Raw genomic sequence first — 17872 nt, forward strand, 5'->3', positions numbered from 1 at the left:
ACACCATGTCCGCCCCCGCGCCCCGGCCCGAACTCCCCGAACTCCCGGTCACCTTCAGGCCGACCCGTACCCGGGTCGTCCTGCTGACCGTGGGAGTGGCGATGTTCGTCGTCATCACCGTCATCGCGATGAGCCTCGAGCAGCTGAGCCCGGGGGAGCGGAGCAGCTTCATCCTCACCGCACTGCTCTTCTTCGCCGTGCTGGCGCTGCTCAGCCGCCCCAAGGTCGTCGCCGACGACCACGGGGTGACCGTGGTCAATCTCACCCGCACCCGGCGGCTGTCCTGGGCGGAGATCGTCCGCGTCAACCTGCGCGTCGGCGACCCGTGGGTCTTCCTCGACCTCAGCGACGGGACCAGCATGCCGGCCCTCGGCATCCAGCCCGGAATCGCCAAGGAACAGGCCATCCGCGATGCCCGTATGCTCCGTGCGCTCGCCGAGAACCACGGCACCGGTACCGACAACGGCTGAGCCCCCTGCCCCGCAGGGCCACTTCTTGATTACTCTGGAGGTCGGCGGCGCCCCGTGCGCCCCGCCCCGCACCGAGGGTCCTTGAGGCCGGCGGGGCTTTCCTTCGACCCAAGGAGTGACTCCCTCCAGCAATGGACGGATCGTCCGGTAGTACCTGCGCCGCCCCTTCCCAGGAGGCGGCGGCATGACCACCCCCCTGCTGCTCCTCAGTGCGGCATTCCTTCTCATCCTCGCCAACGGATTCTTCGTGGCAGCCGAGTTCGGGCTCGTCACGGTCGAGCGGCCGGACGCCGAGCGCGCCGCCGCCGAGGGCGACCGGCGGGCCCGTACCGTCGTCGACGCCCTGCGCGAGCTCTCCTTCCAGCTCTCCGGCACCCAGCTCGGCATCACCATCACCTCACTGGTCGTCGGCATGCTCGCCGAACCGGCCCTCGCCCAGCTGCTGGCCGGCCCGCTCACCGCGACCGGACTCCCCGGCGGGGCCGTGCCGGGTGTCAGCGTGGTGATCGGGATGCTGATCGCCTCCGCGGTCCAGATGGTGATCGGCGAGCTCGTACCGAAGAACTGGGCGGTCTCCCGGCCGCTCCAGGTCGCCCGGTTCGTCGCAGGCCCCCAGCACCGCTTCGCCAGTGCGCTGCGGCCCGTGATCACCCTCCTGAACACCGCCGCCAACCGGCTGGTACGGCTGCTCGGTGTCGAGCCCACCGACGAGCTGGCCTCCGCCCGCACCCCCGGTGAACTGGTCTCCCTGGCCCGTCACTCCGCCGAGGCCGGCACCCTCGAACAGGACACCGCCGACCTCTTCGTACGGACCCTGTCGCTCGCCGGACTCACCGCGCAGCACGTGATGACCCCGCGCGTGAGGGTCAGCGCCCTGCAGTCGACCGCGACCGCGGCCGACGTCCTCAACCTCACCCGCGCCACCGGCCTCTCCCGCTTCCCGGTCTACCGGGACCGGATCGACGAGGTCGTCGGCATGATCCACCTCAAGGACGCGCTCGCCGTACCCGCACAGGAGCGGCTGCGCACCACGGCCGGACGGATCGCCGTACCGCCTCTCCTCGTACCCGAGACCCTGCCTGTCGAACAACTGCTCCAACGCCTGCGCAACGAGCAGCCGATAGCCGTCGTGGTCGACGAGTACGGCGGCACCGCCGGAGTCGTCACGCTCGAGGACATCATCGAGGAACTCGTCGGCGAGGTCAGGGACGAGCACGACGCGGAAGGCGCCGACCGGCCCGAACTGGTGGCCGCAGCTCCGGAGGACGGCCGTCCCGCCTGGGACGCCGAAGGCAGCTGCCGGGTCCTCACCCTGCGCCGGATAGGTCTCGACGTGCCCGAAGGGCCGTACGAGACGGTGGCCGGGCTGGTCGCCGACCTCCTCGGGCGGATCCCCGCCCCCGGCGATCGGGCCGAACTGCCGGGCTGGCGGATCTCGGTCCGTGAGGTCGGTCACTACCGTGCCGAACAGGTGCGCTTCGTACGCACCGCCGATGAGCCCGAAGCGGTCGACGTGCCGTCGGTGGACCGCGGCGTCCTGGAGGTCGCACGATGAGCATCGTCCAACTGCTCTTCGCCGGGCTCCTCGTGCTGGCGAACGGTTTCTTCGTGGGCGCCGAGTTCGCGCTCGTCTCGGTACGCCGCAGCCAGATCGAGCCCCTCGCGGCGGCCGGCTCCGGCCGGGCCCGCCAGGTGCTGTACGGGCTGGAGAACCTGCCGCAGATGATGGCCGCCGCCCAGTTCGGCATCACCGTCTGTTCACTGACGCTCGGCGCGGTCGCCGAACCGACCGTCGCCCATCTGCTGGAGCCGGTCTTCCACGCGGCGCACCTGCCCGAGGGCCTCGTTCACCCGCTCGGCTACGTGCTGGCACTGGTCTTCGTGGTCTTCCTCCATCTCGTCATCGGCGAAATGGTCCCGAAGAACCTGGCCATGGCGGCGCCGGAGAAGACCGCGCTCTGGCTCAGCCCCGGCCTGGTCGGCTTCGCCCGGCTCTGCCGCCCGGTCACCTCCGCACTGGGCGCCTGCGCCCGGCTGGTGCTCCGGCTCTTCCGTGTCGAGCCCAAGGACGAGGTCGAGGCCGTCTTCACCAGCGAGCAGCTCAACCGGCTCGTCGAGGACTCCGGACAGGCCGGGCTGCTGGAACCCGAGGCGCAGGAACGGCTGGAGGACGCACTGGAGCTGGGCAGCAGGCCCGTCACCGATGTGCTGCTCGACCGGGCCAACCTGGTGACGGTGGACCCGTCGGTCACCCCGCACCGGATCGAGGAACTGACCGTACGGACCGGCTATTCGCGGTTCCCGGTCTGCGCGGAGGGCGGCGGCCCGTTCATGGGCTATCTCCACGTCAAGGACGTCCTCGACCTGGAGGACGGCGAGCGGGCCGTTCCGCAGCACGTGTGGCGCCCGATGGTGACACTGCGGGCCGAACTGCCCCTGGACGATGCGCTGACGGTGATGCGCCGGGCGGCCACCCACCTGGCCCAGGTCGCCGACGCGTCGGGCCGGGTGCTCGGGCTGGTCGCGATGGAGGACGTCCTGGAAATGCTGGTGGGTGAGGTACGCGACCCGGCACACCGGGTCTCGGTACCCCGCCGTACGGTCGAGGTGGCACCGGTGTCCCCGGGCACGGACGAACGTCAGCCCCTGGCGGCACGAGCCTGACGACAAGGCGCGGTCCCCTCGCCGGGCGGGCGCCGCACCCGGGCCCGCCCGGCGGTCGGGGACGAACCGGCCGCCGGGCGGCTCCGGTCCTCCACCCGCGGTCTCCCCCACCGTCACAGCCCCGGCGGCTCCTGCAGCCCCCGGTCCGCCGGCCCCCGGCCGGACAGCACCTCGCCGTAGGCCTGCATCAGATCCGGCAGCCGCAGCGTCGCCAGATCGTCGCGCGTGGGCACGGCCGCGTACCCCGACAGCCGCAGATCCCGGTACGCGCAGCTCTTCTCGTACAGCGTGCGCAGAAACCGGCCGTTGCCCAGCTCGTCGATCCAGCCCTGGTCGACGACATGGCCGCTGATCGAGCGCAGCTCATCCAGGGACTCCTCGTCCCACACGTCGTCGTTGTCGGCGGCCAGTACCTCGCCGATCGCGGTGAGCTCCAGCGGCCGGTAGCTGGGGAAGTCCACCCGGGTGGTGAAGCGGGAGGAGAGCCCGGGGTTGGTGGCCAGCAGCCGGTCCATGCCCTCCGGGTACCCCGCGAGGATGACGACGAGATGGTCCCGGTTGTCCTCGGCCCGCTTCAGAAGCACCTGCAGCGCCTCGTCCCCGTAGGCGTCACCCTTGGTGTAGCCGGAGTTGGAGAGGCTGTACGCCTCGTCGACGAACAGCACCCCGCCGAGCGCCGAGTCGATCAGCTCATTGGCCTTGACCGCTGTCTGGCCGAGGAACTCGCCGACCAGATCGGAGCGCTGGGCCTCGACCAGATGGTCCCCGCCGAGCAGACCCAGCGCGTAGAAGACCCGGCCCAGGATCCGGGCCACCGTGGTCTTCCCGGTTCCGGAGGGGCCCGAGAAGATGAAGTGCCGCTTCGGCGGCTGTACCGGAAGCCCCTGGCCGGCCCGCAGCCGTGCCATGTTCAGCTGCGCGGACAACGCCTTGACCTGGCGTTTGACGGGCTCGAGGCCGACCATTCGCTCCAGTTCCGCCAGCGCCTCGGCGAGCAGCACCGGATCGCTCGGCCCCGCGGGGAACGGCTGCCGGGAGGACTGGCCGGGCACGGCCGTCTTCTCCCGCGCTCCCGTCCCGTCGGCCGGAGGCGGCCCACCGGCGCCCGGGAGGTTCTGCGGTTCGCCCGGCCGAAGCTCCCGGCCGTCCACCAGATCGGTGCCGAGCAGCGAGTCACCGTCCGTCTGCGCTTCAGCGACCGTGCCGTCCACCCCGAACCCGGTCAGCGACACGGCGGCGAGACCGGACACCTCGTCGGTGCCCTCGAGGCCGTCGTAGTCCGCGATGGCGGCAAGCCGTGCGGAGGTGTCCATGAACGCGGGGTCGATCCGCTGGACCGCCCGGTAGAGCGGCAGGGCGGCCGCGCTGCGGCCGGTGCCCTCGTGCGCGCGGGCCAGCCAGTAGCGCAGTTCCTTGCGTTGCGGCTGTTCGCTGCGGCAGCGCATCAGCGCCGTCGAGAGCAGTGGCTCGGCCTGTCCGAACATCTCCAGGCGCACCCGCGCCATGCCGCCGAACAGCCCCGCTTCGATGCCGAGCAGCGGATCGTCGACCAGCTGCTCGGTATTGCGTACGAGCTGTTCCCAGTCCTTGACCAGATAGGACCGGCAGGCGTGCAGGAACCGCACCTGCGGGTCCGTGTCCACCGGTGGCAGTCCGGCCAACGCCCGGTCCAGCTCGGCGACATGCCGCCCGTCCAGCCAGTGCGATGCGTGCGCGAGCAGCAGATCGCGCGGGCTCTCCAGCACCGGTTGCACCCACCAGCCGAGCCAGTACCAGGAGTTGAGTGTGCGTCGATGGCGGGTGCGCTGTTCACCGAACCGGTCGCGGTGCCGGTACATCCGCAGTAATGCGGTCGTCGTGTCGATCCGCAGGGCGTGAAGGCCGAGCCAGGCGTCCGCCATGCCGGGATCCAGCCGCACCGCGGTTCTGAACTCCTCTTCGGCCTGCGGATAGGCGCCCATCGTGTAGGCGTCCACGCCGCGCAGCCAGGCGAGGTCGGCCGGGGCCTGTGCGCCCTGCGTGCCGATGTCCATCAGGTCCCCCACAAGCCGTGCCCCCAGGATGTCCCGCCGCACGACCGCCCGTCGAGGCGCGCTGAACCACTGTGCCGTGGACGGGAATTGACCGCACCGAGAGGCATCGTACCTGCGCAGGGAGTGCGCGACTAAGAGCGCCGCAGGCTGAACGGGAACCGTGACCGAGGGTGAGCGGAAGTGTGTGCACGGTCGTACCCGCCGGGATGTGCGGGCAGAACGAAGCCCCCGGTCACGGGGGAACAACCGGGGGCTTCGTGTCTGCGAGGGCTCCGAAAAGCCGCACATTGAGAACGTAAGACCTGTACGGCCGCCGGGTCAAGCAGAGTCGAGGCACTTCCGGGCTGTTTTCCGACTGCTCAGTATGTCGCTGCGGGAGGTTCACCGTGTGTGACGGAATGGTTCGCTCCTGCTGTCGCCCGGGGTCCCTCCAGCCACTCGTACCCCACCGGCAACTGCCGTACCAGAGCATCCGCGTACGGACGTGAGGGGTCGTCAGCGAAATGCCGCTCCTCGGCCGCGGTCCACCCGTCCCAGAACGCCGAGAGCGCCGGCCCGTCCCGCAGGCGCCCCCGCTCCCAGGCTGCGGCGGGGCCGAGCTCCATCCACCACAGGCGTGCGAGGAACGGGCGCAGCGCCCGGCGGCCGGCCCCCACCCCCTCGATCAGCACCACGGGCGCGGGCTCCAGCGTGCGCGGCGGGCCGAAGCGCCGGGTGGTCCAGTCGTACGGCGCGTAGCGCGCGCTCTCGCCGCGCGACAGCGGTCCGATCACCTGGTCCCGCAACCGGTCCACCCAGGCGAACAGCTCCTCGTGCGTGGCCAGATCGTCCAGGCGCAGCACGGGCGCGTCGCCGAGCGCGGCTGCCAGCCGGGACGCGAGGGTGCTCTTGCCCGACCCCGCGTGACCGTCGACGGCTATCAGCCGCACCGGTCCGCAGGACGGCGGCAGGGTGTGCAGCCGCGAGGCGTGTCGCGCGAGGTCGCTCATACGGGCCAGCCTACGAGGCCGTCCGACGCAACCGCAGGTCACGCCAGTGGACCAGACCAATATTGGTTTCGCGGCAGCACGCGAATCGCTGGCCGAATCCGGCGGCGACCCGCAATAGTTGGCGCATTGTCGTGCACCTGCAGCCCCTTTCCCCTGACAACCGGAGGTCTTGCCCATGAACCGACCGACCTCACGCAGAACCGTGCTGACCGCCGCGCTCGCGGTAGCGGCCGCAGCCACCGGAACGGCCTCGGCCGCCGGATCCGCGGCCGCCGCCGTCCGGCCCGCCGCCCCGGGGCACGCGCCCGCGGCGGCCGCTTCTCTCGTGGACAACCGCTCCTGGAGTACGTACACCGACTGGCGCAGCGGTTCCGGTGACGGGACCCGCGCCGTGGCGGGCCGCCGGCCCGGTCTGGTGATCGCCGCCCCGCGGGGACGTACCGATTACACCGACCCGCACACCGGGAAGACCGCCACCTGGGAGTACGCCACCTGGACCTCGCCCCGGCACCTGTCCGCCGTCCCGGCGACCGAGGTCATCGCGTCCTGGAATGCGCACACGCCGGCCGGCACCTGGATCCAGATCGAGCTGAGCGGCCGTTACTCGGACGCCACCGACACCCCGTGGTACGTGATGGGCCGCTGGGCAGCGGGCGACGGTGACATCCGCCGTACCTCCGTGGACGACCAGACCGACGGCAAGAGCTCCATCTGGACCGACACCTTCTCGGTGGACGACGCGGCGAGCGGGCTGCGGCTGGTCTCGTACCGGCTGCGGCTCACGCTGTACCGCACCCCGGGCAGCGGGCTGACGCCCACCGTGTGGCGGCTCGGCGCGATGGCCTCGGACATCCCCGACCGGTTCACCGTGGAGCCCAGCGTCCCCGGCCTCGCCCGGGAACTGCCCGTGCCTCGCTTCTCGCAGAGCGTGCACGCGGGCCAGTACCCCGAGTACGACAACGGCGGCGAGGCGTGGTGCAGCCCCACCTCCTCGCAGATGATCATCGAGTACTGGGGCCGTAAGCCCAGCGCCGAGGACCTTGCGTGGGTCAATCCGGACATCGCCGACCCGCAGGTCTGCCATGCGGCCCGCTTCACGTACGACTACCAGTACGAGGGCTGCGGCAACTGGCCGTTCAACGCCGCCTACGCCGCGACGTACGACGACATGAGCGCGGTGGTGACCAGGCTGAGCTCGCTGACGGACCTGGAGACCCTGATCCGGGCCGGCATCCCGGCCATAACGTCCCAGTCCTTCCTCAAGGAGGAGCTGACCGGGGCCGGGTACGGCACTTCCGGCCACCTCATGACCGTGATCGGGTTCACCGAGGACGGCGATGTGATCGCCAACGACCCGGCTTCGCCGAACGACGAGGCCGTGCGCCGGGTCTACAAGCGTCACGAGTGGGAGACGATCTGGCTGCGCACCAAGCGCTACAACGCGAGCGGCAATGTGTCGTCCGGCACAGGCGGCGTCTGCTACCTGTACTTCCCGGCGCATCCGACACCCGCCCAGAGGCGGGCTCTGCAGGCCGTCGGCATCTGCTGACGGGGGCCGGGCTCCCGGGGACAGTGACCGACATCATCTACCCCGGGAGCCCGTCCGGCTGGCACTGTGGACGGTCACGGGGGGACGTTCACTGCCGGACGACCGAGCGAGATGCCATGACCGCAACCAGCGCAGCCACCGTCACTGCCCGCCGCCGTGCGCGGACCGGAGGTCCCGAGGACCGGTCCAAGCTGGTGGAGAACATCCTTGGCTGGACGCTCGTCGTCGTCATCGCCATGTTCGTCACCCAGATCGGCCTCATGTGAGACGCATGACGGCCGCGGCAGGGCGGGAAGCCTCCATGGCTCCCCGCCCCGAACGCCCTGCTGCCGCGGTCAGTTGATCGCGTCGATCAGCTCACCGTCGCTGGTGTGGCCGCTCAACTCCCAGAAGCACGTGCCCCCCAGGCCCTGATGGTTCTTGTAGGACATCTTCGTGGCGATGGTGGCCGGGGTGTCGTAGCTCCACCAGTCGGTCCCGCATTGTGCGTACGCCGTGCCCGCCACGGTGCCGTTCGCCGGGCAGCGGTTCCTGAGGACCTTGTAGTCCTCGATGCCCGCCTCGTACGTACCCGGGGCGGCGCCGGTGGCCGTACCGCCCGGCGCGTCCTGCGTCACCGTTCCTAGCCAGTGCGCGTGAGTGAGTCGTGGGACCGACAGCAGCTCACAACCCCCGACCAGCCGCGGCCGTAGAACCCGATCCCCAACAGCAGCTTCGACGCGGGGGCGCCGAGAGCCCTGAGCTCGGTGAGGGCGGCGTCGGTGGTGAAGCCCTCCTTCGGGATGCCGGTGTAGGAGGTCAGCGGGGAGTGAGGAGCCGTGGGGCCCTGCGCGTCCCAAGCGCCGAAGAAGTCGTAGGTCATCCGACCACCTTGCTGCCGGCCGCTGTGGGGGCGGCTTCGGCGGGCGCGTGTGTCGTGGCCGGGCCGGCCGACGCCGGGCCTGCGGCGCCGAGGAGGGCGGCGGCGAGGGCTGCGGTGCAGACGGCTGAGGCGAGCGCCCGGAGCCGGGCGCGGGGACGGTGAAGTCCGGTCTTCGTGGCTCCTCGTGGGGGAGGGGGCTTACGAGTGGGGGGCAGGCGCCGATCTCACGCGAACTTGACATGCACGCGATAAGACCGACCGGTGTGGAACCGTAGATGGACTAGACCAGTTGGGTCAATGGTTCGGACCATTTCGAGGGCAATCCGGGCCCGCTCGGACCTCCGGCCACCTGCCCTGTCACCCCGTGACGGATACCGTCGGATCGTGCATACTCGACCCGCCACAGCCGCTGGCCAGCAGCTCTCGTAATCCGGGGGCACGGCATCGGTTGGGTAGTAGTGCTTGTCCGGGCCCGTGGTCCGGACAATCCCCCGGCGGCGCCGCCCACACCCCGCGCGTGCGACCGCCGCAACGCCCGACAGGGAGGAGAGCGCCGTCATGTCCGACCGTGCCCCGCAGTTGGTGGAGCGTCGACTGCCCACCGAGGAATCCAGGCAGCTCGTCGCGCTCGTCCGCGACATCAGTCAGCGGGAGATCGCACCGAGGGCGGCGGAGGAGGAGGACGCCGGCCGGTTCCCGCGTGAAGTCTTCACCCTGCTCTCCGAGTCCGGGCTGCTCGGTCTGCCGTACGACTCCGCCTACGGCGGCGGAGACCAGCCGTACGAGGTCTACCTCCAGGTCCTCGAAGAGCTCGCGGCCGCCCGGCTCACCGTCGGCCTCGGCGTCAGCGTCCATTCGCTCTCCTGCCACGCCCTCGCCGGATACGGCACCAAGGATCAGCAGGCGGAACACCTGCCTGCGATGCTGGGAGGCGGCCTGCTGGGCGCCTACTGCCTCTCCGAGCCCGCCTCCGGCTCCGACGCGGCATCGCTGAGCACGAAGGCCGTGCGGGACGGCGACGACTGGGTCATCACCGGCACCAAGGCGTGGATCACCCACGGCGGAATCGCCGACTTCTACACGGTGCTGGCGCGTACCGGCGTCGAGGGCGCCCGCGGCATCACGGCCTTCCTGGTCCCCGGTGACGCCGAGGGGCTGAACGCGGCCCTGCCGGAGAAGAAGATGGGCATGAAGGGCTCGCCCACCGCCCAGCTGCACTTCGACGGCGTACGGGTGTCCGACGCGCGCCGGATCGGCGAGGAGGGCCAGGGGTTCGCCATCGCCCTGTCCGCGCTCGACTCCGGGCGCCTCGGTATCGCCGCCTGCGCCATCGGTGTCGCGCAGGCGGCCCTCGACGAGGCCCTCGGCTATGCCACCGGGCGGCGGCAGTTCGGCCGCCCCATCGCCGACTTCCAGGGGCTGCGGTTCATGCTGGCCGACATGGCCACTCAGATCGAGGCGGGCCGGGCGCTCTACCTGGAGGCGGCCAGACTGCGTGACGCGGGCCGGCCGTTCTCCCGGCAGGCCGCCATGGCCAAGCTGTTCTGCACCGACGCGGCCATGCGGGTGACCGTCGACGCCGTGCAGGTCCTCGGCGGCTACGGCTACACCCTCGACTTCCCCGTCGAGCGGCTGATGCGCGAGGCCAAGGTGCTGCAGATCGTCGAGGGCACCAATCAGATCCAGCGCATGGTCATCGCGCGCCACCTCGCGGGTCCCGAGACGCACTGAACCGCAGCGGCCGGTCCGACCACACCGGTGTCGTCATGATCCGGTTCCACTCCTGGTCAAGGCGGCCCGGCAGGGTCCGGCCGGTGGACTCCCAATGGCTCAGCATGGCCCGGTAGATGGGCGGATCGGTCGAGTGCGGCACCGCGCGTGGTGGGGAAGGGGCGGACGCGGGCTGGGGCGCCGGCTGCGAACCGGGCTGCGGAACCGATTTTTCGGGGGCCGGAGCGGCGAGACGACGGCGACCGGGTCCGGCCGTTGAGTGCAGCAGGGTCATGCCCGGCCAACGCCGCAGGGCCGGGCCTGGTCACTGCCGAAGGGATTCGAGCGCCCGTTCGTCAGGGTCCCCCGCCTCGGAGGTCACCTGTCTCGCGGGCGTGCCCGATGCTGCCCGCACCACGCCGGTCCGGCCGTCGTGGTGCAGCGCAGATGCTGTCAGGTGCTGCCGGGGAACTCCCGGCGCAGGAGGGCCGCTTCACGCGGCGTCAGGTCGCGTCAGGCCGCGTTGCGGCGTATCTGCGGGACCCGGAGCGGGCGCGAACCGGCACCGCCGGCGTGCGAGAAGGGCTGCATCCTCCAGTCGAGCCCCTGAGGGAGCGTCAACAGCAGAGCCGTCTCCTGCTCCTGGAGTTCGAGCGACTCGTCGGCGGGACGCGCCTGTGCGGCGTCACGGCCCGTACCGGCGCACACCGTGAGGACGAACGGGTTCCACGGGGTCGGGCACAGCGCGTGCTCCGGCAGCACGTCCTCGTCGGCCAGCAGCGCGATCGGCTGTGCACAGTCCGGGCAGATCACCCGGTACATCTCAAAGGTGTCGTACGCGTCGGGAGCGGCGTCCTCGACGGGTTCGGCAGGCTCCGGTTCGGTACGTCCGGTGAGCTTCAGGCTCTGCATGGAGAATCTCCCCCTCAGGTGGGCCGACAAGGCGCCACGGCCTCGACCACAGCAAGCACTTCCCGTCGCGCATCGGCCGTAACCGCGAGGCTGCCGGCTACCTACCCGTAAACCTGTGGTGTTCGTCACATGGACGGCGCAGGCGCCCTGTTCGGAGCCCCTGCGACTGTGCCTGGAGGGACCCGGGGCCATAGGTTGACCGCATGGAGGAGCTGGACCGTCAGATTGTGGAGTTGCTCGTCAAGGACGGGCGGATGAGCTACACCGACCTGGGCAAGGCCACCGGCCTGTCCACCTCGGCCGTTCATCAGCGTGTCCGTCGGCTGGAGCAGCGCGGAGTGATCCGGGGCTATGCCGCGGTCGTCGACCCCGAGGCCGTGGGGCTGCCCCTCACCGCGTTCATCTCGGTGAAACCGTTCGACCCGAGCGCGCCGGACGACATCGCCGAGCGGCTTGCCGGAGTGCCGGAACTGGAGGCGTGCCACAGCGTCGCCGGCGACGAGAACTACATCCTCAAGGTGCGGGTCGCGACCCCGCTGGAGCTGGAGCACCTGCTCACCCGGATCCGCTCGCTCGCCGGAGTCTCCACCCGCACCACCATCGTCCTGTCCACCCCGTACGAGGCGCGCCCGCCGCAGATCTGAGCCCCGCCCGCGCCCGTCCGAGGGGGGCGCGGACCACGCCGCTCCCGGTACGCGCGAGACTGGTGCCATGACCGAGAGCACCGCCCCCCAGAGCGAACACCGCACCGTGCTGCTGCGCGGTGGAGACGTCCACAGCCCCGCCGACCCCTTCGCCACCGCCATGGTCGTCGAACGCGGCCATGTCGCCTGGGTCGGCTCGGAAGGGGCCGCCGACGCGTTCGCGAGCGGCGTCGACGAAGTGATCGACCTCGAAGGGGCGCTGGTCACCCCGGCGTTCACCGACGCCCACGTCCACACCACGTCGACCGGTCTGGCCCTCACGGGTCTGGACCTCTCGGGCGCCCGCACCCTTGCCGAGGCCCTCGGTCTCGTACGTGCGCACACGGCTGCGCACCCCGCGGGCCGGGTCGTGCTCGGCCACGGCTGGGACGCCACGCGCTGGCCGGAGCAGCGGCCCCCGTCGCGCGGCGAACTCGATGAGGCGGCCGGCGGCCGGCCGGTCTACCTGCCCCGGATCGATGTGCACTCCGCGGTCGTGACCACCGCCCTCCTCGATCTCGTCCCCGGCGTCACCGCACTGCCCGGCTACCACCCGGACGCGCCGCTGACCGGGGCCGCCCACCATGCGGTGCGCTCCGCGGCCCACCACGCGGTCTCGCCGCAGCAGCGCGAGGACGCCCAGCGTGCCGCCCTGGACCGTGCCGCCTCGCTCGGCATCGGCACCGTCCACGAGTGCGGCGGACCGCACATCTCCGACGAGGAGGACTTCACCGGGCTGCTGAAGCTCGCCGCCGGGCGGCCCGGCCCGCGGGTCTTCGGCTACTGGGCCGAGCAGGTCGGCGGCGAGAAGGACGCCCGCCGGATCCGTGAACTCGGCGCGGCCGGCGCCGCCGGGGATCTCTTCGTCGACGGCTCCCTCGGCTCGCACACCGCATGCCTGCACGAGTCGTACGCCGACGGTGCGGCCGGACACACCGGTACCGCCCACCTGGACGCGGTGCAGATCGCCGCGCATGTCGCCGCGTGCACCGAGGCCGGGCTGCAGGCCGGCTTCCACGCCATCGGCGACGCGGCGGTCTCCGCCGTCGTCGCGGGAATCCGGGCCGCCTCCGAAACAGTCGGCCTGGCCCGGGTCCGGGCCGCCCGGCACCGCATCGAGCACGCCGAGATGCTCACCCCCGAGACCATCGCCGCCTTTGCCGAGCTGGGTCTGACCGCCTCCGTCCAGCCCGCCTTCGATGCGGCCTGGGGCGGCGAGGACGGCATGTACGCGCAGCGGCTCGGCGCCGAGCGGGCCCGCACTCTGAACCCGTACGCGGGCCTCCTGCGGGCCGGCGTACCCCTCGCCTTCGGCTCGGACAGCCCGGTGACCCCGCTGGACCCGTGGGGGACCGTACGGGCTGCCGCGTTCCACCGGACGCCCGAGCACCGGATCTCCGTACGGGCGGGCTTCACCGCGCACACCCGGGGCGGCTGGCGGGCCGTCGGCCGCGACGACGCGGGCACACTGGTGCCCGGCGCCCCCGCCGACTATGCGGTCTGGCGCACCGACGAACTCGTGGTCCAGGCCCCGGACGACCGGGTCGCCCGCTGGTCGACGGACCCGAGGTCCGGGACGCCGGGGCTGCCGGACCTCACGCCCGGTACCGAGCTCCCGGTCTGCCTGCGAACCGTGGTGTTCGGGCAAACGGTCTACGTAAGGCCGAACGAGTGACGTCCGGAAATTGCGTACCGCCGATCGTAGGCGTCCTCGATTCCCCACGACCTGCGAATCCTCGCTACTGACCAGGCAAGTTCGGTAAAAGTCGCAGGTCAGACGGGTATTGACAGGAAGCGCCCGTGGGCCGGTAGGTTCGGCCGAGTCCACCACAGGACGTCCGACCGGTTATACCTCCACGCAGTCGTCGAACGCCGCTGGGTCATGGGGTGGTGCGCCGCACCGGCGCACCACCCTTGACAGCCAGGTTCAGCGCCCGCGCCTCGGGGGCGAGGGAAGGTGCGAACCGGACGGCAGGTGTGACCCGGGTGGGGCCCGGACGTTCAGTAGACAACGGCTCTCGGTCGACCCGCAGCCAGCGGGTCCCAGGTCGGCCCGAAGGACACCGGGCCCCGATCCGCAGTTCTGTCCGCGCTTCTGTCCGCACTTCCGTCCTTCTGTCCGGCCCGGCATCCGATCGCCGGCCACCGGGCCGGTCCACGGCCCCGATGTGATCGGTAGGGTGTGCATCTGCGTACGGACGTGAGGGGCAGTAAGTGAACGACGGCGGTCAGAGGCGATACGGCCCGCTCGGCAGAGCCTTGGTGATCATCCCGACCTACAACGAGGCCGAGAACATCAAGCCGATCGTCACCCGGGTGCGCACCGCAGTGCCGGACGCGGACATCCTGGTCGCCGACGACAACAGTCCCGACGGCACCGGCAAGGTCGCCGACGAGCTCGCCGCCGCCGACAGCCAGGTCCAGGTGCTGCACCGGCAGGGCAAGGAAGGGCTCGGAGCCGCATATCTGGCGGGGTTCCGCTGGGGCATCGAACACGGTTACGGCGTCCTCGTCGAGATGGACGCCGACGGCTCCCACCAGCCCGAGGAACTGCCCCGGCTGCTCACCGCGCTCAAGGGCGCCGACCTCGTGCTCGGCTCCCGCTGGGTGCCGGGCGGGCGGGTGGTCAACTGGCCCAAGTCCCGCGAAATGATCTCCCGTGGCGGCAGCACGTACTCCCGGCTGCTGCTCGGGCTGCGGACGCGGGACGTCACCGGTGGCTACCGGGCCTTCCGGGCGCAGACGCTGGAAGGGATCGGCCTCGACGAGGTCGCCTCCCAGGGCTACTGCTTCCAGGTCGACCTGGCGCGGCGCGCGATCGACGCGGGGTACCACGTCGTCGAGGTGCCGATCACCTTCGTGGACCGCGAGATCGGCGACTCCAAGATGAGCCGCGACATCCTCGTCGAGGCGCTGTGGCGGGTCACGGCGTGGGGCGTCACCGCCCGCGCGAACCGGGTCCTGGGCCGCAAACCCTCCTGAACGTCCTCACATCCCGCTTATCCCGTTCGGACGTACGTCCAGGCACACTGGGGACCATGACGACCGGCACACCGCCCCCGACCGCCCCGCGTCGGCGCTCGCGCGCCCGCACCTTCATCCCCCTCGCCGTCGCCGCCTGGGCGGTGCTGGAGATCTGGCTGCTGACCGTGGTGGCCGATGTGGCGAGCGGGTTCACCGTGCTGCTGCTTCTGGCCGGGGGCGTCGTGCTCGGCGCCGTGGTGATGAAGGCGGCCGGCCGCCGCGCCTTCCGCAACCTCACCGAGACGCTCCAGCAGATGCCGGGGCAGCCGGGCGCCGCAGCCGCGTCGCCGGCCGCCCCTGCGGGCAGCACGGGCGGCAAGGGCAATGGGTTCCTGATGCTCGGCGGGCTGCTGATCATGATCCCGGGGCTGATCTCGGACGTGGCGGGACTTCTGCTGCTGGTGCCACCGGTGCGGAAGGCGCTCGGCAGGTTCGCGGAGAAGACCCTTGATGCCCGGATGCGCGCGGCGACGCCGGGGAGCCTCTCGGACGCCTTCCAGCAGGCCCGGATCCACCGTCCGGACGGAAAGGTCGTCCAGGGCGAGGTCATTCGCGAGAAGAGCCCCGGCCGGGACGAAACCCCCCGCCCGCCGCTGACTCCCTGACCTCGGTCGGGTCGTGCGCATCCCTCGTGCTCGGGCGGCGTCGAGCCCGGAAATGAGCCGGCCCGGCCCCAAAACGAGGCCGTCCGGCGATCGAGGACATCTCTGACGCACGCGCGGTGTCCCCGCGCTCCTGCTCCCGATCTGCTCCCGCCCCTCGCCGCATCCGCCCACGGGCCGTCCGGTGCTCGGGGACGGAGAGCGGGCCGCCGGACGCCAGGGCATCCCGCGCAGATCGAAGCTTTGGGGCAGATCGAAGCCGCGGGCCGTGGCACACACATGGTGTGCCGCGGCCCGCGGCTTCGGTCTCGGTGCGGTGTTACGCGGTCAGGCAGACTTCCTGCTGTCCCGCGGGTGCACGGCGATGTTCATGGCTCCGGAGCGCAGAACCGCCAGCCTTTCGGCCAGCACCTCCTCCAGCTCCTCGCGTGTGCGCCGCTCCATGAGCATGTCCCAGTGCGTACGCGCAGGCTTGCCCTTCTTCTCCTCGGGGCCATCCCCGTCCACCAGGAGTGCCATGGCGCCGCACGCCTTGCACTCCCACTCCGGCGGAATTTCCGCCTCTACCGAGAACGGCATCTCAAAACGATGTCCGTTCTGGCATGCGTACTCCACCGCCTGGCGCGGGGCCAGATCGATGCCGCGGTCCGTCTCGTAGCTGGTAACCACGAGTCGCGTGCCGCGGAGAGCTCGCTCACTCATGAATCGTGCCTCCCGGGCTTGTCGCCCACAGGACAGGTGTCGCTGTCGTCGTCATCCGGTCAACGTCCGGTCGGCGGTAAAGATTCCCGTTGCCGGTCATGCGTCGCCCGTCGTGCCGCTGCTTTTTCAGGGTTGGGGTACCCACCAATGCCCGGTTTGTCACATCTGGTAGAAGTTGTCACCCAACGGTTTGGCTTCTTCCACTCGCAGTAACGGTCCTCCGGGCAGGCCAAAGGCGTACACTACCGGCCTTTCACTTCAACGTCTAAATCCGCTCCGGAACGGGATTCCCTGCCGCCGCGACGGCCTGCCGTACGGGCACCCTCGCGAGCAGTACCGAACCGACCACGAAGAAGATCACCAACGAGATGATCGCATCCCGATAGCTTCCGGTCAGCTGATACGCGAGACCGAACACCAGTGGCCCCAGCCAACTCAGTCCGCGGTCGCTCATCTCGTACGCGGAGAAGTACTCCGCCTCCTTGCCGCGCGGCACCAGATGCGAGAACAACGAGCGCGACAGCGCCTGGCTGCCACCGAGCACCAGCCCGATCGCCGAGGCCAGTACGTAGAAGAAGACCGGGGCGTCCGAGGGCAGGAAGTAGCCGGCGACGAGGATGAGGGTCCAGACGACGAGCGAGGCCAGGATCGTGCGCTTCGCGCCGTACGCCCGCGCCAGACGGCCCATCCCCAGTGCCCCCGCCACCGCGAGCACCTGCACCAGCAGCACGGCGGTGATCAGCGTCGTCTGGTCGAGGCCGAGCTCCTCGGAGCCGTACACCGAGGCCTGCGAGATCACCGTCTGGATGCCGTCGTTGTAGACGAGGTAGGCCAGCAGGAAGGAGAGCGTGAGCGGGTGCCGGCGCATGTCGCGCAGCGTGGCGCGCAACTGCCGCCAGCCGGAGCCGACCGCACCCTCGCCGCCGGACGCCACCCGCCGGTCGCGCAGCCGCCGCAGCGGGACGAGGGTGAAGGCGCCCCACCAGACCCCCGCCGAGGCGAGACAGATCCGTACCGCGTCGGACTCGGAGAGGCCGAACGAGTCGTGGCCCGTGTAGAGGACCAGATTGAGGACGAGGACGAGCGCCCCCGACGTATAGCCGAAGGCCCAGCCGCGCGAGGAGACCGCGTCGCGTTCGTCGGGCCCGGCGATCTGCGGCAGGAACGCGTTGTAGAGCACCATCGACACCGAGATCGACGCGTTCGCCACGATCAGCAGGAACGCGCCCAGCAGATAGCGGTGGCCGTCCAGGAAGAACATTCCGGTCGTCGCGGCCGCGCCCGTGTACGCGGCGGCCGCGAGCAGTGGCTTCTTGCGGCCCGTACGGTCGGCGGCGGCGCCCACGATCGGCATCATCACCACCGCCACCACGACGGACACCGAGACCGCGTAGGCGAAGAGCGAACCGGCGCGCACCGGTATGCCGAACGGGTGCACGAAACCGTCGGCGTCCGCGGCGGCCTTGGCCACCGACGTCAGATACGGCCCGAGGAACACCGTGAGGACGCTGGTCGAGTAGACCGAACACGCGAAGTCGTAGAAGTACCAGCCGCGTTGTTCGCGTCTGCGGCCCTCGGCGTCGGCGCCCTCGGTGGGGCGTTCCGGCGTCGGCTCAGCGGTGTCTGCGGTTTCGGCGCTCAACCCGCACCCCCTCGTGTTCCCGTGGGAACG

General features: G+C 70.9%; 15 protein-coding genes and 1 pseudogene. 10 read left to right on the plus strand and 6 right to left on the minus strand.

What is annotated here, in order from left to right; genetic code table 11:
* Window positions 1-5: 5 nt before the first annotated feature.
* The 3 genes from OG878_RS32550 to OG878_RS32560 all read left to right on the plus strand — a co-directional run bounded on the left by OG878_RS32550 (window position 6) and on the right by OG878_RS32560 (window position 3134).
* A complete protein-coding gene (locus OG878_RS32550) occupies window positions 6-470 on the plus strand; it encodes a PH domain-containing protein (RefSeq protein WP_328890083.1) in 465 nt (154 codons plus the stop codon).
* A gap of 184 nt (window positions 471-654) precedes the next feature.
* On the plus strand, window positions 655-2025 hold the full coding sequence (locus tag OG878_RS32555; RefSeq protein WP_328890084.1) for a hemolysin family protein: 1371 nt from the start codon (window positions 655-657) through the stop codon (window positions 2023-2025).
* Window positions 2022-3134 carry a hemolysin family protein gene (locus OG878_RS32560; RefSeq protein ID WP_328890085.1) on the plus strand — a complete coding sequence of 371 codons (1113 nt, stop codon included), beginning with the start codon at window positions 2022-2024 and terminating at the stop codon, window positions 3132-3134. The genes OG878_RS32555 and OG878_RS32560 overlap by 4 nt, the downstream gene beginning before the upstream one ends.
* 113 nt (window positions 3135-3247) lie before the next feature.
* On the opposite strand, the gene OG878_RS32565 is transcribed toward OG878_RS32560, so the two are convergent.
* On the minus strand, window positions 3248-5167 hold the full coding sequence (locus tag OG878_RS32565) for an AAA family ATPase (protein WP_328890086.1): 1920 nt from the start codon (window positions 5165-5167) through the stop codon (window positions 3248-3250).
* Between the two features lie 359 nt (window positions 5168-5526).
* Window positions 5527-6156: a uridine kinase family protein gene (locus tag OG878_RS32570; RefSeq protein ID WP_328890087.1), complete on the minus strand. Its 630-nt coding sequence runs from the start codon at window positions 6154-6156 to the stop codon at window positions 5527-5529.
* Between the two features lie 175 nt (window positions 6157-6331).
* Between OG878_RS32570 and OG878_RS32575 the strand changes: the two genes are divergently transcribed.
* Both OG878_RS32575 and OG878_RS32580 read left to right on the plus strand, forming a co-directional pair.
* On the plus strand, window positions 6332-7705 hold the full coding sequence (locus tag OG878_RS32575; protein ID WP_328890088.1) for a peptidase C39 family protein: 1374 nt from the start codon (window positions 6332-6334) through the stop codon (window positions 7703-7705).
* A 116-nt stretch (window positions 7706-7821) separates the two neighbouring features.
* Window positions 7822-7971: an SCO1431 family membrane protein gene (locus OG878_RS32580; RefSeq protein ID WP_328890089.1), complete on the plus strand. Its 150-nt coding sequence runs from the start codon at window positions 7822-7824 to the stop codon at window positions 7969-7971.
* Window positions 7972-8040: 69 nt separating this feature from the next.
* On the opposite strand, the pseudogene OG878_RS32585 reads toward OG878_RS32580, so the two are convergent.
* A pseudogene (locus OG878_RS32585) lies at window positions 8041-8567 on the minus strand (glycosyl hydrolase family 18 protein); the annotation flags it as partial.
* Window positions 8568-9125: 558 nt separating this feature from the next.
* On the opposite strand from OG878_RS32585, the gene OG878_RS32590 reads away from it, so the two are divergent.
* On the plus strand, window positions 9126-10298 hold the full coding sequence (locus OG878_RS32590) for an acyl-CoA dehydrogenase family protein (protein WP_277325064.1): 1173 nt from the start codon (window positions 9126-9128) through the stop codon (window positions 10296-10298).
* Between the two features lie 492 nt (window positions 10299-10790).
* Here OG878_RS32590 and OG878_RS32595 read toward each other — a convergent pair whose 3' ends face one another.
* Window positions 10791-11189, minus strand: coding sequence for a hypothetical protein (locus OG878_RS32595; protein ID WP_328890090.1), 399 nt, complete (start codon window positions 11187-11189; stop codon window positions 10791-10793).
* A gap of 203 nt (window positions 11190-11392) precedes the next feature.
* On the opposite strand from OG878_RS32595, the gene OG878_RS32600 reads away from it, so the two are divergent.
* The 4 genes from OG878_RS32600 (at window position 11393) to fxsA (ending at window position 15501) form a co-directional block, all read left to right on the plus strand.
* Window positions 11393-11833, plus strand: coding sequence for an Lrp/AsnC family transcriptional regulator (locus tag OG878_RS32600; protein ID WP_277325062.1), 441 nt, complete (start codon window positions 11393-11395; stop codon window positions 11831-11833).
* Between the two features lie 67 nt (window positions 11834-11900).
* Entirely contained in the window at window positions 11901-13547 is a 1647-nt protein-coding gene (locus OG878_RS32605; RefSeq protein WP_328890091.1) for an amidohydrolase, read from the plus strand.
* A gap of 539 nt (window positions 13548-14086) precedes the next feature.
* A complete protein-coding gene (locus OG878_RS32610; RefSeq protein ID WP_328890092.1) occupies window positions 14087-14854 on the plus strand; it encodes a polyprenol monophosphomannose synthase in 768 nt (255 codons plus the stop codon).
* A 56-nt stretch (window positions 14855-14910) separates the two neighbouring features.
* Window positions 14911-15501: an FxsA family membrane protein gene (gene fxsA / locus OG878_RS32615; RefSeq protein WP_328890093.1), complete on the plus strand. Its 591-nt coding sequence runs from the start codon at window positions 14911-14913 to the stop codon at window positions 15499-15501.
* Between the two features lie 324 nt (window positions 15502-15825).
* Here fxsA and OG878_RS32620 read toward each other — a convergent pair whose 3' ends face one another.
* Both OG878_RS32620 and OG878_RS32625 read right to left on the minus strand, forming a co-directional pair.
* Window positions 15826-16200, minus strand: a complete 375-nt coding sequence (locus OG878_RS32620) for an RNA polymerase-binding protein RbpA (RefSeq protein ID WP_007262928.1) — start codon at window positions 16198-16200, stop codon at window positions 15826-15828.
* A gap of 265 nt (window positions 16201-16465) precedes the next feature.
* Window positions 16466-17842 (minus strand): MFS transporter, encoded by a 1377-nt coding sequence (locus OG878_RS32625; RefSeq protein WP_328890094.1) that lies wholly within the window; start codon window positions 17840-17842, stop codon window positions 16466-16468.
* Window positions 17843-17872 lie beyond the last annotated feature (30 nt).

The sequence above is a fragment of the Streptomyces sp. NBC_00316 genome, from assembly GCF_036158715.1.
In the GTDB taxonomy this organism is placed as follows: domain Bacteria; phylum Actinomycetota; class Actinomycetes; order Streptomycetales; family Streptomycetaceae; genus Streptomyces.

Bases quoted from the DNA above. Each gene is read 5' to 3' on its own strand.
- OG878_RS32605 (WP_328890091.1), top strand. From the start codon at position 11,901: ATGACCGAGAGCACCGCCCCCCAGAGCGAACACCGCACCGTGCTGCTG.
- OG878_RS32570 (WP_328890087.1), bottom strand. From the start codon at position 6,156: ATGAGCGACCTCGCGCGACACGCCTCGCGGCTGCACACCCTGCCGCCG.
- OG878_RS32590 (WP_277325064.1), top strand. From the start codon at position 9,126: ATGTCCGACCGTGCCCCGCAGTTGGTGGAGCGTCGACTGCCCACCGAG.
- OG878_RS32600 (WP_277325062.1), top strand. From the start codon at position 11,393: ATGGAGGAGCTGGACCGTCAGATTGTGGAGTTGCTCGTCAAGGACGGG.
- OG878_RS32555 (WP_328890084.1), top strand. From the start codon at position 655: ATGACCACCCCCCTGCTGCTCCTCAGTGCGGCATTCCTTCTCATCCTC.
- OG878_RS32550 (WP_328890083.1), top strand. From the start codon at position 6: ATGTCCGCCCCCGCGCCCCGGCCCGAACTCCCCGAACTCCCGGTCACC.
- fxsA (WP_328890093.1), top strand. From the start codon at position 14,911: ATGACGACCGGCACACCGCCCCCGACCGCCCCGCGTCGGCGCTCGCGC.
- OG878_RS32580 (WP_328890089.1), top strand. From the start codon at position 7,822: ATGACCGCAACCAGCGCAGCCACCGTCACTGCCCGCCGCCGTGCGCGG.
- OG878_RS32575 (WP_328890088.1), top strand. From the start codon at position 6,332: ATGAACCGACCGACCTCACGCAGAACCGTGCTGACCGCCGCGCTCGCG.
- OG878_RS32560 (WP_328890085.1), top strand. From the start codon at position 2,022: ATGAGCATCGTCCAACTGCTCTTCGCCGGGCTCCTCGTGCTGGCGAAC.
- OG878_RS32620 (WP_007262928.1), bottom strand. From the start codon at position 16,200: ATGAGTGAGCGAGCTCTCCGCGGCACGCGACTCGTGGTTACCAGCTAC.
- OG878_RS32565 (WP_328890086.1), bottom strand. From the start codon at position 5,167: ATGGACATCGGCACGCAGGGCGCACAGGCCCCGGCCGACCTCGCCTGG.
- OG878_RS32595 (WP_328890090.1), bottom strand. From the start codon at position 11,189: ATGCAGAGCCTGAAGCTCACCGGACGTACCGAACCGGAGCCTGCCGAA.